This window comes from Sedimentibacter sp. MB35-C1 (genome assembly GCF_030913635.1).
Lineage (GTDB): Bacteria > Bacillota > Clostridia > Tissierellales > Sedimentibacteraceae > Sedimentibacter.
Map to the genome: position 1 here is coordinate 1,094,512 of NZ_CP133188.1, position 12,305 is coordinate 1,106,816.

Annotated in this window: 14 protein-coding genes; 7 read left to right on the forward strand and 7 right to left on the reverse strand. The window is 36.7% G+C overall.

Going from position 1 to position 12,305, the window contains the following annotated elements; translation table 11 throughout:
• Both lpdA and guaA read left to right on the forward strand, forming a co-directional pair.
• Positions 1-1,401: a dihydrolipoyl dehydrogenase gene (gene lpdA, locus RBQ61_RS05020; protein ID WP_308139418.1), complete on the forward strand. Its 1,401-nt coding sequence runs from the start codon at positions 1-3 to the stop codon at positions 1,399-1,401.
• Between the two features lie 194 nt (positions 1,402-1,595).
• Positions 1,596-3,128: a glutamine-hydrolyzing GMP synthase gene (gene guaA / locus RBQ61_RS05025; protein WP_308139419.1), complete on the forward strand. Its 1,533-nt coding sequence runs from the start codon at positions 1,596-1,598 to the stop codon at positions 3,126-3,128.
• Between the two features lie 97 nt (positions 3,129-3,225).
• On the opposite strand, the gene RBQ61_RS05030 is transcribed toward guaA, so the two are convergent.
• Positions 3,226-3,534 carry a DUF4368 domain-containing protein gene (locus tag RBQ61_RS05030; protein ID WP_308139420.1) on the reverse strand — a complete coding sequence of 103 codons (309 nt, stop codon included), beginning with the start codon at positions 3,532-3,534 and terminating at the stop codon, positions 3,226-3,228.
• Between the two features lie 26 nt (positions 3,535-3,560).
• The gene (locus RBQ61_RS05035) at positions 3,561-3,788 is read right to left on the reverse strand and encodes a hypothetical protein (RefSeq protein WP_308139421.1); all 228 of its coding nucleotides are present in this window, start codon (positions 3,786-3,788) and stop codon (positions 3,561-3,563) included.
• 11 nt (positions 3,789-3,799) lie between these two features.
• Here RBQ61_RS05035 and RBQ61_RS05040 point away from each other — a divergent pair, with 11 nt between their 5' ends.
• Positions 3,800-3,931, forward strand: a complete 132-nt coding sequence (locus RBQ61_RS05040; RefSeq protein ID WP_308139422.1) for a hypothetical protein — start codon at positions 3,800-3,802, stop codon at positions 3,929-3,931.
• A gap of 266 nt (positions 3,932-4,197) precedes the next feature.
• Here RBQ61_RS05040 and RBQ61_RS05045 read toward each other — a convergent pair whose 3' ends face one another.
• The 3 genes from RBQ61_RS05045 to RBQ61_RS05055 all read right to left on the reverse strand — a co-directional run bounded on the left by RBQ61_RS05045 (position 4,198) and on the right by RBQ61_RS05055 (position 6,180).
• Positions 4,198-4,779, reverse strand: a complete 582-nt coding sequence (locus RBQ61_RS05045; RefSeq protein ID WP_308139423.1) for a GNAT family N-acetyltransferase — start codon at positions 4,777-4,779, stop codon at positions 4,198-4,200.
• Positions 4,780-4,788: 9 nt separating this feature from the next.
• Positions 4,789-5,265, reverse strand: coding sequence for a tRNA (N6-threonylcarbamoyladenosine(37)-N6)-methyltransferase TrmO (gene tsaA / locus RBQ61_RS05050; protein ID WP_308139424.1), 477 nt, complete (start codon positions 5,263-5,265; stop codon positions 4,789-4,791).
• A gap of 99 nt (positions 5,266-5,364) precedes the next feature.
• Positions 5,365-6,180, reverse strand: a complete 816-nt coding sequence (locus tag RBQ61_RS05055) for a MerR family transcriptional regulator (protein ID WP_308139425.1) — start codon at positions 6,178-6,180, stop codon at positions 5,365-5,367.
• 167 nt (positions 6,181-6,347) lie between these two features.
• Here RBQ61_RS05055 and RBQ61_RS05060 point away from each other — a divergent pair, with 167 nt between their 5' ends.
• Positions 6,348-6,656: a hypothetical protein gene (locus RBQ61_RS05060; RefSeq protein ID WP_308139426.1), complete on the forward strand. Its 309-nt coding sequence runs from the start codon at positions 6,348-6,350 to the stop codon at positions 6,654-6,656.
• A 186-nt stretch (positions 6,657-6,842) separates the two neighbouring features.
• On the opposite strand, the gene RBQ61_RS05065 is transcribed toward RBQ61_RS05060, so the two are convergent.
• Positions 6,843-8,489: a M56 family metallopeptidase gene (locus RBQ61_RS05065; protein ID WP_308139427.1), complete on the reverse strand. Its 1,647-nt coding sequence runs from the start codon at positions 8,487-8,489 to the stop codon at positions 6,843-6,845.
• 2 nt (positions 8,490-8,491) lie between these two features.
• Positions 8,492-8,848: a BlaI/MecI/CopY family transcriptional regulator gene (locus RBQ61_RS05070; RefSeq protein ID WP_308139428.1), complete on the reverse strand. Its 357-nt coding sequence runs from the start codon at positions 8,846-8,848 to the stop codon at positions 8,492-8,494.
• A 233-nt stretch (positions 8,849-9,081) separates the two neighbouring features.
• Between RBQ61_RS05070 and RBQ61_RS05075 the strand changes: the two genes are divergently transcribed.
• Genes RBQ61_RS05075 through RBQ61_RS05085 form a run of 3 tightly spaced genes read left to right on the forward strand, consistent with a single transcriptional unit; the run spans position 9,082 to position 12,273 of the window.
• Entirely contained in the window at positions 9,082-10,377 is a 1,296-nt protein-coding gene (locus tag RBQ61_RS05075) for a serine dehydratase subunit alpha family protein (RefSeq protein ID WP_308139429.1), read from the forward strand.
• Between the two features lie 55 nt (positions 10,378-10,432).
• A complete protein-coding gene (locus tag RBQ61_RS05080) occupies positions 10,433-10,969 on the forward strand; it encodes a TRAP transporter small permease (RefSeq protein ID WP_308139430.1) in 537 nt (178 codons plus the stop codon).
• Entirely contained in the window at positions 10,966-12,273 is a 1,308-nt protein-coding gene (locus tag RBQ61_RS05085) for a TRAP transporter large permease (RefSeq protein WP_213927293.1), read from the forward strand. Before RBQ61_RS05080 ends, RBQ61_RS05085 begins: the two co-directional genes overlap by 4 nt.
• The last annotated feature ends 32 nt before the right edge of the window (positions 12,274-12,305 follow it).

Here is a 12,305-nt window from a genome sequence, read left to right on the forward strand (position 1 = left end):
ATGAATAGAGATTTGGTTATTATCGGTGCGGGCCCAGGAGGCTATGAAGCGGCTATAAAGGCCGCACAGCTTGGAGCTAAGGTGACGGTTATAGAAGAGACCGGACTTGGTGGAACATGCCTGAACAGTGGGTGTATACCAACAAAATCCTTTTATAAGAATGCAGAAACAGTTAAATCATTAAAGAGTATTGAAGAGTATGGAATAGCAATGGGAAATTACTCATTTGATATGCCAAAAGCTAAAAAGAGAAAAGATGAAGTTGTCAGCAAACTTGTATCAGGTATTGATAAACTGTTAAAAGCAAACTCAATAGAAGTAATAAAAGGAAGAGCTTCATTTAAAGGAAAAAATGTATTAGAAGTAATAAGTGAAAACAGTGTCGAAGAAATAACATTATCAAATATTATTATAGCTACAGGCTCGGTTTCATCATCAGTTCCTGTCACCGGAATTGATTTGCCAGGCGTTATAACAAGTGATGAGATATTAAACTTTGAAGAAGTTCCTAAAAGTTTGGCCATATTAGGCGGAGGCGTTGTAGGAGCCGAATTTGCCGGAATATTTGCTGCTCTGGGGTCTCAAGTAACGATAATAGAATTCCTGCCTAAAATATTGTACAGACTTGATGATGAACTGTCTAAAAAATTGGCTGTTTATATGAAAAAACAAGGCATAAAAATTTTGACAGGCTCTGCACTGAAAGAAGTACATAAAGCAGAAGAAGGACTTAAGTTGACGGTTGATAGCGGAAAGGGAATCTTTGAAGTTCAGTGTGATTACTTGCTGTCAGCTGCCGGAAGGAAACCTAATATAGATGGATTAAACCTTGAAGCTGCAGGAATAAAATATGATAAAAAAGGAATAAAGGTTGACGAAAAATATATGACTTCAGCGGAAGGAGTATATGCAATAGGTGATGTAATTGGAGGCACAATGCTTGCGCACATTGCATCGGAAGAGGGAAAATCATGTGTTGAAGGCATATACGAGCATACTTTGCCACAATTAAACTACAATGCAGTTCCTTCATGTGTTTTTACATTTCCTGAGGCTGCCTCAGTTGGAATGACAGAAGACGAGGCAAAAGAAGCAAATATAGAATATGTTATCGGTAAGTCAATGTTTGGAGCTAATGGTAAGGCTCTGGCAATGGGCGAAGGTGAGGGATTTGTAAAAGTCATGGCAGAAAAAGACAGCCATAAAATAATTGGAGTTCATATAATGGGCCCTCATGCTAGTGACATAGTGCATGAAGGATCTATGGCAATAAAAAATGGACTTAAGGTTGAAGATATTAAAACAACAGTGTTTGCTCATCCCACGTTGTCGGAGGTTTTTTACGAAGCCGTATGCTGCTGCACGGGAGATGCAATACATTCAATGCCAAAAAAGAAGTGATATACATAAATAATATTTATGTTAATAAAAAGCTGGCGACCGCCCGCTTTTTATTATTTTTGTAAAATATAGTAATATTTTACTTGGCCTGTAAGATTTATATATCTGATCGGCTTTTTATTAATTGACATGAATAAGTTTTTTTGATAATCTATATAAAAAATAAAGGTCGTTTACCTAAGAGGAGTAAAAAAATGATAGTAATAGTTGATTTTGGTGCACAGTACAGTCAACTCATAGCGAGAAGAGTTAGAGAAGCAAATGTGTATTGTGAAATAATGCCATACACATCTTCAATCGATAAAATAAGAGAAAAGAAACCTGAAGGAATAATACTTTCCGGAGGACCGGCCAGCGTATATGCTGAAGATGCTCCGAGCATTTCAAATGAAATATTTAATTTAGGAGTTCCTTTGCTTGGTATTTGCTACGGTGGTCAATTTATAGCTCAGGAATTCGGAGGAAAGGTAAAGGGAGCCGATTCTAGAGAATACGGAAAAATTAAGCTTCAGATAATGTCAGGCGATAACCTGTTTAAAGGAATCGAGCAAGATACGCTGTGTTGGATGAGCCATACAGACTATATAGAAAAAGCACCGGAAAATTTTGAAATAACTGCAAAATCAGATACATGCCACATATGTGCTATGAAAAATGAAGAAAAGAAAATTTACGCAGTTCAGTTTCATCCAGAAGTTGAACACACTCAAAGAGGAAAGGAAATTATCAATAACTTCCTGTTCAATGTATGTGGGTTAAGCAAAGATTGGAATATGGGTAATTTTGCTGAAGAAAGCATAGCAAGAATCAAAGCCGAAGTAGGAGATAAAAAAGCTCTCTGTGCTTTGTCCGGAGGAGTGGATTCATCTGTTGCTGCAGTAATGGTTCACAAGGCAATCGGTTCAAACTTAATATGTGTATTTGTTGACCATGGTCTTTTGAGAAAAGACGAGGGAGATCAGGTTGAAAAAGTATTCAAAGAAAAGTTTAACATGAATCTAATCAGAGTAAATGCAGGCGAAAGATTCCTCGGCAAATTGGCAGGAGTTACAGAACCGGAAAGAAAAAGAAAAATAATTGGCGAAGAATTTATTCGAGTATTTGAAGAAGAAAAACAAAAATTAAAAGATGAGTTCGGACATATTGATTACTTAGTTCAGGGAACAATTTACCCTGATGTTATAGAAAGCGGTACAGCAACTGCATCTGTTATAAAAAGTCACCACAACGTAGGCGGACTACCGGAAGACGTAGATTTTGAGCTCCTGGAACCATTAAGACAACTGTTTAAAGATGAAGTTCGACAAGTTGGAAGAGAGCTTGGAATACCGGAAGAAGTAGTTGAAAGACAGCCATTCCCTGGCCCAGGTCTTGCAATCCGTGTATTGGGTGAAATCACAGAGGATAAATTAAAGATAGTTAGAGAAGCTGATTTCATATTCAGAGATGAAGTCAAAAAAGCAGGTCTGCAGAATAAAATTTGGCAGTACTTCGCTTGTTTGCCTAACATCAGAAGTGTAGGAGTTATGGGAGACGGCAGAACATACTCACACACAGTTGCATTAAGAGCAGTAAACTCAACAGACGGAATGACTTCCGACTGGTCAAGAATTCCATACGAAGTTCTTGAAAAAGTATCAACCAGAATAGTAAACGAAGTGGATAATGTAAACAGAATAGTTTACGATATTACAAGCAAGCCACCTGCTACTATTGAATGGGAATAGTAAAAAAGCCAAATAATAAGACCACAAACCCAGTATTAGCAAGGGTTTCGTAAGGATGTTTTTCAGATTTAGGATATGCGGTATAGCATTTGAGGTGCTATACCGCTTTTCCTTTCCAAAGAGTAAACTTTGAGTGGTCGAATATCCCGATATGATTGTAGATAATCTCAATTTCCTGTAACCGCCTCCCGCTGCTTTTATCGGGAGCATGGACAAGTATCTTATCCACAAACTCATGCAGTATTTCAGGGGTAAGTTCCGTTAAGTGGGTGTACTTCTTGACAATGGAGAGTAAACGGTCAACATTGACGTTCTGCTTTTCCTCCTGCTGAATGTTCTCTCGTAACTCTGCCATTTCTTTTTGTAAATCGGACTGCTCTGCATCATATCCCTTTGAAAGTTTCATAAATCGTTCATCCGACAACTTCCCACTTATATTATCCTCATAGATACGCTGAAACAGATTATCCAGTTCCTTTGTCCTTGTTTGGATTTCCACCAGCCGTTTTTATGTTTTGCCAGGTCCTTGTTCCTTTGGCGCACATCCGTCTCCATTACCAACTGAACAAATTCATTTTCGTAAGCAGAAACATATCCAATAATCTCTTTCAGGTTATCCAACACGATCTGTTCAATGACAACATTACGGATATAGTGCATGGAGCATAAGGATGTGCTTTTACGATAAGCGCTACAAAATTTTGAAAGGCTCCGGCACAGGCGGAAAACCGTCAAAAGCACAAAAAAGCCCGACTGAAAAAATCCAGTCGGGCAAAAATGATTTGTTGACTATTAAATATTGATATGTGAGTTCATCTTGTTAGCCGGAATATCCTGTTGGTGGGGACAGGCTTTTTTTGACAAACTATTGATTGTCAAATATTGTCGATATAAAGTTTTCACGGCTATACCTCCTAAGATAACGCCGTATCCTTAAAAAGGGCGACTTTAATACTCTTGCTTTGAAAAAAGAAAAACGGCGGCTTTGATTGTTATTTCAAAACCGCCATTAAGCTATTTTAATATAAAATGGGCGCATGAAAACTACGCCGCCACAACAACGGTTTTTTTATTTACCGTTGGGCAGTAGCTTTTTATCAGTTATGTCAATATAATCTGCTTTCGTCATACCATACAAATAGTAATCACAATATGTGTTCACCATTTTACCGTCCCGAATATGCCCCTCCCGCTTAAATCCTGCTTTTTCAAGTGTTCTATATGACGCGATATTTAGAATGTGAACATCAGACCATAGCCGCTGTAGCTCTGTTTTTTCAAAACAGAAAATCACTACTTCTGTTAAGGCTTCTGTCATAAAGCCATTTCCTTGATAGATTGGAGAGAGCCGGAATGCTACTTTTGCCATACGGTCATTTTCTATGAGATATACCCACATTTCGCCAATTACTTTATTGTCCTTTTTATGGACAATACCCCAATGAAAACTCTTTGTAGGTCTTTCTTTTTTTTGAAATAGCAATTCGGGGTTTAAGTCACTTTTTCCGGGACGTTTTCCCCAATATTGATACAATGAATTGTCACTCAACCATTCTTTCAAATTGGCAACATCATCATATTGTAGTGGACGCAATAAGAGTTGCCCTGTTTCAAGTATCGGTTTGTTCTGAACAAAATCCTGTAGTTTCATAAAGCCCCCTTAGAAATTAAATACCTGTTCCCAATTAAAGCAGCCGGACGCTTCTGTGCTTCTCGGCCATTCACTGCACCATGCTGGAACACCGGGCGTTTCTACCCTGTCAAAGCTCGGTGTGTATGGCTTTATATCCAGCACGGGAGTACCATCATTCGCGTCAATGAAAGTAACTCGAATAATTCCCTTGTTAAAATCAACGTTGATAATTTCTGATGTTGTTAAAGCAATAGGGTTAGGACGTGCGGGTGACCTTGTGGCGAAAACGCCCATTATTGTTGGCGCATTTTTATAGGGCTGTTCGGCTTGCAATATATTTCTGTTTGCCTGACTATCACATTCGCTAAACCACCACATTACATTGATATGGCTAAATCCCTCCAATGCTTGCAGTCCGGAAATATATTCCGGTTCTAATTCAATAAATGCTCCGCTGTCATCATTTTTTACCTTTCCAATAGGTTTTAATTGATAATAATTCATATCGTACCTCCTCATTTTCTGTTGTGAATTCAGTATAATACCTCACATCATGTGAGATACAAGAGGGAAAATAAAAATGCCCTACATTTTTGCAGGACATTACGTTTGGAGTTCCAACGGTATTTGAATTTCGGTCAGGTACTTTGCTGGATTACTCTCATTCCACGATCCTCTATGCACAATTTGCCGCATGGGGTTGGACATTCGATATTTACTATTTTTTTGCAACCATTCAGCAAAAGCAATATACGCTCCTTTGATATTTGAAAAATCACCATATACCATTGTGCAAGCCATAACAGGTACTGGCTCGATAATATGGAAGGAAAACGGGGCAATATTTTTGCATAGCTTACTTACAGGGACGCATAACTCAATATCCACATTTTGTTCCTTATACTCTGTGTCATGATAAACAGAAAAAGTATGATTGGACATTACTATTTTCTGCTCTTTGGCAAAAGCAGAAAGTTCATTCCATAAATCGCCCTCGGAGTAGTATGTAGGAACAATTCTGCGTAAAGAAAGCACTTGATACTCTGGTATTGATTTAATGGAAATGTTGTAATGAAGTTCTCCTTTGTTTCCTTGTATTTCGCTTTTAGCAATCGCAATTTTCCGTAGTTTTTCCTGCTCATTTTGTATAGTATCCATAATTTCTAATCGCTTTTGGTCAAGGGTTTCAAGAAGTAAACAATCATCCATTTCAAGTGCAAGCGCAATTTCAGGAACACTAAAACCGCTGTCACGCAAATACAATATTCTGTTTAGACGGGGTATTTGAGTTACAGAGTACATTCGGTGTCCCGTCCATTTATCGACTTCTGCCGGTTTCAACAGCCCCGCTTCATCATAATATCGAAGCATACGAATAGATACTTGCGTTAGCTTTGAAAACTCACCTATTCTAAACATTTTATCACCACCTATATATAATTATACTGGAAATTTTTTATACTTCAACCCGATTTTGCATGTCTAATAATCAATAATAATATGCGCTATTACTATCAATACTATGATGCGTGTAATCATATCCAAGACACGCAGGTGAACGGTAAAATGTAATAGGGTGAAATATTATGAAGAAAGCAAAAGAAAAGTTTGATTTTAAGGCTTTCGGACTGGCAATAGAAGAGGCACGAAAGGCAAAGGGATATTCAAGAATTTTACGGTTTCATCTATTGTATAAATCTAAAAATACGACTTCATCATCAAATATTTTTAATACTTCTTGGGTTTCTTCTGAAAATTTGCTGGGCATGATTATCATTCCATTATGGTTGTCATCGGTGTTGTTGCAAGCTGATAATACGATTGATGTTACTAAAATTAATGAAAGTATTGCTTTTTTCATTGCACCCTCCAATCGTTGTAAAATTAGGATTTGATATTATGCTTATTCTACTAAACCATCTATTTATTTCCTGTATTTTTTATTATTGTATCATGCAAAGAAAATGATGTAAACAAAACGCTTTATTTATACAAATATTACTTTCTTTACAGAATGTTCGAACGATATGTGTTCAATATGTTTTGGCTTAACATATGAGATCGAAATGTCATTCGATCTATCAGTTCACTTGCTGCTGTTTTATTTGTTCTGTTTGTTCCAATACTTTTTGAGATATGTCCTTAATCACTTTTTCAAGGCCCTCACGAGTCTCAGTTCTTGCAAAATAGTTTTCACCTAAAAATGCTGAAGCTGTACCATTTGCTAACTGGAATGTATTTGAATTTACCCCATCATTAAAGACAAATTGTATTATCTCTGCATTCTCAATTAAAGAAAACATAACAACAGCATTTTGAGTAAATATATGTTGATGTAATGACCCAGAATAGAAGTTGCGAGTTTCTGTATCAGTTTTTAAGTGTACGGTGATTGTATATGGGTGTCCTTCTGTGTATAACTCAAATTCATCATAAATAATATTTTCTGGAAAAATAAGCGACGAAATAATGTTTCCAACAGCTGAGTTATCTCCGATGTATTTGGTGCGATTTTCCCATAAAGTGTTTACATCGTAGGCTTTTTCTTTACTGACGAAAGGTATGAAGTAACCAGTGTAATCCTCTAAATAGATAGTATTTTTCTTTTCTGGGTCTTGATAAATAGGATTTCCTGCATATTTTGCATCTAAGCCAATCGCTTGAAAATTACTATTAAACTCTTTGTTAAATCCGTGAAGAACACTATCAAGAATGCCTATTTCAAAAGCATTATATGGTAATTCCATTATGTTTTCACCGCTTTCATAATAAATGGTTTCATTAATTCGTATTTTAGCCTTAAGAGGGTTGCTCACAAGTCCCACAGTTACACAAATAATAGCTAATACTGTCACTAAAATTATCCAAAAGGTTGGTTTTTTGTAGTTTAGCACATTCTTTATTCTGCCTTTTGTATCCCCCTCGCCAAAGGCAAGAGGTGTGCCATAAATCATGTGTCTGCCTGTTGCAAGGGAAAGGAGCGAATTTGAATAATCTTTTTTTACATCATTGCCTAGCTTTTTGATAACGGCTTCATCACAGGACATTTCCATATCCTTAGCACTTAGAAAAAATGCAACCCAAACCAGCGGATTAAACCAATGGACGCATAACACCAAAAAGCTGATAATCTTAATAACGTGGTCAAAACGCCTGATATGGGTTTGCTCATGAAGCAGGATATATTCTTTTTCTTTTGCAGTAAGGTCTGCTGGCAGATAGATTTTAGGAGAAAATATGCCCAAAACAAAGGCGGTTTTTAAACCGTCGAAAATATAAATATTATTTAAACTATGTACGGCGCGTTTGAGTTTGCTTTTTAGTTTTAAAAGTGAAACTATGCTGTAAGCGAGTAGTACCATAATTCCGAGCAGCCAAACAAATGTAAAGATACTTTGTAGCGCGGGCGCAGAATTAACCGCATGAATATTTTCTATAACAGTGCCGTCAGGAATATTTGCAGGCGTTTCAATTATAGATGAAAAAGTGGTAAATTCATCTGAAAATGGGCGAAAGTTCTCCATTGTTCTACCGGTTAATGAAAAAATGCTCAATACGCTTTCAAAAGAATATGGGCAGATTAGTCGAAATAAAACTACACTCCACAAAGCGTAAGAAAAAATTTTCGGCGATTTCTTGAGGAATAACCGTGCAAGTAGTACAAATAGAATTACGTAACTTGCTGTAAAACTCATGTTCAGTGCTGATGAAAATAAATTATCTATCATAACTATTCCTCCTTATGTTCATTTATTAGTTTTTGTAATTCAGCAATGTCCTTATCGCTTAGCTTGTTTCTGCGAGTAAATGCAGCTAAAAATTTTGGCAATGAACCTCCAAAATTTTCTGCTACCAGTTCTTTCCCCTGAGTTGCTCCAAAATCCTCTTTGCTCATCAAAGCCACAACTGTACCATTCTGATTTTCAAAAATACCTTTTTCACAGAGTCCTTTGAGCATAGTATATGTAGTAGTGCGTTTCCAACCCAGTTTTTTCTCGCAAATTTCTGTTAAAGCACGAGATCCGATGGGTTGATGCTCCCAAATAATATCAGCAAAAACTTTTTGTTTTTTTCCTAGTTTATCCATAAGAAAACCTCCTGTCGTATTTCATTAGACTGTAATATGTTATTAGTCTACTCTGATTAGACAAAATTGTCAAATCTTTTGTTATAAATGAAATTAACAAAAAAGGATACAAATACTCTTTAAATTAGAAATTTTATTTTAATTTATAATAATATTATATTGACAATGTAATATTATCATAATATAATACATTTAAACAAATAAACACTAAAAAATTATATCGAGGTAATCAGATGAATGAAAAGCAAAGGAAATTGTATGCTATTTTAAGAAAAGAAGTAACACCGGCTCTTGGATGTACTGGTCCTACGGCTGTTTCTTATGTAGCCGCAGAGGCAGCGACTGCCGTTGGAGGTAATCCTCTGAAGGTGGAAATTAAAGTAGACCGGCATATAGGAACAAAAAATAGCGATGTTGGTATTCCTGGTACAAGTGTTGTAGGACTAAAAATGGCGGCTTCTCTGGGAGCGCTTGCAGGGGATGCAAAAGCAGGTTTAAATGTTTTACATAAAGTGACAAATGAGGATGAACAAAAAGCACTGGCTTTTTCTAAGGAAGGTAATGTAAAAGTTATACCTGATTTGGAAACGGATATTCTTGGACTTTATATGGATTGTATAGTTACAACAGACAAAGGCACTGGACGAGCTATTGTTTTAAAAACGCATAATAATTTAGTTTATCGTGAGGCAAACGGTGTCAAACAGGTTAATATTCCATTTGATCGCATTAATTCAATGAATGAAACAAAAGATGTAATGGCTCATTATCAGATAGCTGATTTTTATGAACTTGCTACCAAAACGCCTATAGAAGATTTAGAATTTATAAAAGAAGCTATAAAACTTAATAAAGCATTAGCTAATGCTTGCCTTTCAGGCCAAGCAAAAGGTGCAGGTTTTGGTATATCAATGCAAAAACGTGCGGGAGGTGATATGATAAAAAGGGCTCAGGCAATTACAGCAGCTGGTGCCGAAACAAGAATGATTGGCTATCCATTGCCTGCAATGAGCTGTGCAACAAGCGGTAATGTGGGAATTACAGCTTCACTTCCTTTAATCAGCATGGCGGAAGACATGAATTGTTCTGAGGAACAGCTGCTTCGTGCATTGGCTATGAGCTTTCTGATGACGATTTGTGTCAAGAATCGTATCGGACGCGTATCTTCCATGTGTGCGTGTGTTACAGCAGCATCTCAGGGAATAGCAGCCGGAGCAGCTATGCTGTTGGGAGGAGATTTGGCATGTATAAACAAAGCTATTAATAATACCATTGTAAACATTTTTGGTGTTGTTTGTGATGGCGCGCGTTTGGCTTGTGCATTGAAACTTGCCTCTGCTGCTGGCATAGCATTGGAATGTGCAATGATGGCATATGATGGAGTTGAAACACCTTTAAATGAGGGCGTTATTGGAAGCACTGCTGACATGTCTCTGAATTTTATGGGAAAATTTGCTCAGACGGGCATGGCTGGTTCTGACTTAGCGCTGTGTAAGGCGCTTTATGAAAAACAATTAGAGCAGGAGTAAACTTCTATCACGCTAAATAATATTTATGGCTTTATTGAATGGAGAGGAGGACAAGATGGAATATTATAAGAGTATTAAAACGCCTGCACTAAGAAGGATTTATCGAGTGATTATCGCTGTGCAAAGATTTATATGCTATATCTGTGCTATAGCGCTTCCGCTTATCATTACCTATCAGGTAATTCTACGCTATATTCTTAAGGCACCGTTAATGGGAATTGAGGAATTATTAACATTTTTCATTATTTGGCTTTATATGATGGGGGGATCTGTTGCATCAGAAAAACGTAGTCACATAGAGTGTGGTATTTTAACGCTTTATATAAAAAAGGAAAAAACAATGAAAATATTCAAACTATTTAAAGCGCTTTTTTCTTTTATTATATGTGCATGGTTGACACGTTGGGCATTTTGGTTTTTTCAGTATTCGTTTAAACTATGGAAGACAAGTGACATTTTAAGAATACCGATGTTTTTAGGCGAAAGTTCCATGTTTATCGGCCTCATATTTATGCTGTTTTTTGCAACAGTTGAAATGATTGATTATATTAGAGATCTAATAATATTTTTACAGGAGGGGAAAAGGTTATGAGTACATTAACTATTGTGGGGCTAGATGTTGTTTTGTTGGTAATGCTTCTAATGCTTAGTATTCCGTTACCTTATTGCTTTGCTGGTGCTTTGTTTTTTATGAGTATTTTTGGCAATGTATCAATGAAAAGCATGATGCTGTGGGCCTATTCGCAGTCTGTAGGAACTGTTTTGCTGGCAAGTCCGTTGTTTATTCTTGCAGGTACATATATGGGAGGCAGCGGTGTAGCAAAAAAGCTATTAGATCTTTGCGATGCTTTTATAGGGCGTATTAAAGGCGGAATGGGAGTTGTAAGTGTTATTACATGTGCTGTAATTGGTGCAATTTCTGGGAGTGGTTTTACAGGCGTTGCAGCTACTGGGCCTATTATGATTCCTAGAATGGTGGAACAAGGGTATCCAAATGGCTTTGCGACTTCATTGGTGACGGTGTCTTCTGTGCTTGGTCTATTAATTCCACCCAGCGCTATTATGATTATTTACGGCTGGATAACAGAAACTTCGATTCTTGCTTGCTTTTTAGCTACTGTAGGTCCAGGTATTTTAGTTATGTTGTTATTTTGTTTGATTAACCTTATAGAATGCAGGAAGTTTGATTTAAAACTAATGCCTCCAATGTCTTTTGCAGAAAAAATGGAAGTAACAGGAAAAAGAGCTGTGTCTGCAATTCCTGCTCTGATGATGCCAATTATAATTTTGGGAGGAATCTATTGCGGTGTATTCACGCCTACTGAAGCTGCAGCTGTTGCAGCAATATATAGCATACCTGTGGGAATTTTTATTTATAAGGCAATGAAGTTAAAGGATATTAAACAAATGACTTTTGATTCTATTTGCTCTATTGGATCAATAATGGTAATGATAATATTTTGTCTTATGCTAAGTCAAACGTTTGTCATGCTTCAAGTTCCTCAAGCACTGATTAAAATTATATTCAGCATTACCACAAATAAGGTAGTAATTTTGATTCTTATGAATATATTTTTATTTTTAGTTGGCATGATTGTAAACGATTCTACAGGTATGTTACTTTGTGCTCCATTGTTGTTGCCATTGGTCCAGCAACTTGGCATTTCTCCAATTCACTTTGCTGCAATTATGGGTGTGAATTTGGCCATGGGTGGTATAACACCTCCATATGCCAGCATCCTTTACTTAGGCATGCGTATAGGCAAATGTGAATTCAAGGATATTATTGGTCCAACAATGAAGTTATTGATATTTGGGTATGTTCCAGTTGTATTTTTGACTTCTTTTTACCCTGATTTATCACTGTTTCTTCCAAAACTTTTTGGATTTATATAATTCCTATACATGGAATTTAAAAAATATAAAGG

What these genes read in the sequence shown, in the direction of transcription:
- lpdA (WP_308139418.1), top strand. Translation starts at nt 1, where the DNA reads ATGAATAGAGATTTGGTTATTATCGGTGCGGGCCCAGGAGGCTATGAA.
- guaA (WP_308139419.1), top strand. Translation starts at nt 1,596, where the DNA reads ATGATAGTAATAGTTGATTTTGGTGCACAGTACAGTCAACTCATAGCG.
- RBQ61_RS05030 (WP_308139420.1), bottom strand. Translation starts at nt 3,534, where the DNA reads ATGAAACTTTCAAAGGGATATGATGCAGAGCAGTCCGATTTACAAAAA.
- RBQ61_RS05035 (WP_308139421.1), bottom strand. Translation starts at nt 3,788, where the DNA reads ATGCACTATATCCGTAATGTTGTCATTGAACAGATCGTGTTGGATAAC.
- RBQ61_RS05040 (WP_308139422.1), top strand. Translation starts at nt 3,800, where the DNA reads ATGTGCTTTTACGATAAGCGCTACAAAATTTTGAAAGGCTCCGGCACA.
- RBQ61_RS05045 (WP_308139423.1), bottom strand. Translation starts at nt 4,779, where the DNA reads ATGAAACTACAGGATTTTGTTCAGAACAAACCGATACTTGAAACAGGG.
- tsaA (WP_308139424.1), bottom strand. Translation starts at nt 5,265, where the DNA reads ATGAATTATTATCAATTAAAACCTATTGGAAAGGTAAAAAATGATGAC.
- RBQ61_RS05055 (WP_308139425.1), bottom strand. Translation starts at nt 6,180, where the DNA reads ATGTTTAGAATAGGTGAGTTTTCAAAGCTAACGCAAGTATCTATTCGT.
- RBQ61_RS05060 (WP_308139426.1), top strand. Translation starts at nt 6,348, where the DNA reads ATGAAGAAAGCAAAAGAAAAGTTTGATTTTAAGGCTTTCGGACTGGCA.
- RBQ61_RS05065 (WP_308139427.1), bottom strand. Translation starts at nt 8,489, where the DNA reads ATGATAGATAATTTATTTTCATCAGCACTGAACATGAGTTTTACAGCA.
- RBQ61_RS05070 (WP_308139428.1), bottom strand. Translation starts at nt 8,848, where the DNA reads ATGGATAAACTAGGAAAAAAACAAAAAGTTTTTGCTGATATTATTTGG.
- RBQ61_RS05075 (WP_308139429.1), top strand. Translation starts at nt 9,082, where the DNA reads ATGAATGAAAAGCAAAGGAAATTGTATGCTATTTTAAGAAAAGAAGTA.
- RBQ61_RS05080 (WP_308139430.1), top strand. Translation starts at nt 10,433, where the DNA reads ATGGAATATTATAAGAGTATTAAAACGCCTGCACTAAGAAGGATTTAT.
- RBQ61_RS05085 (WP_213927293.1), top strand. Translation starts at nt 10,966, where the DNA reads ATGAGTACATTAACTATTGTGGGGCTAGATGTTGTTTTGTTGGTAATG.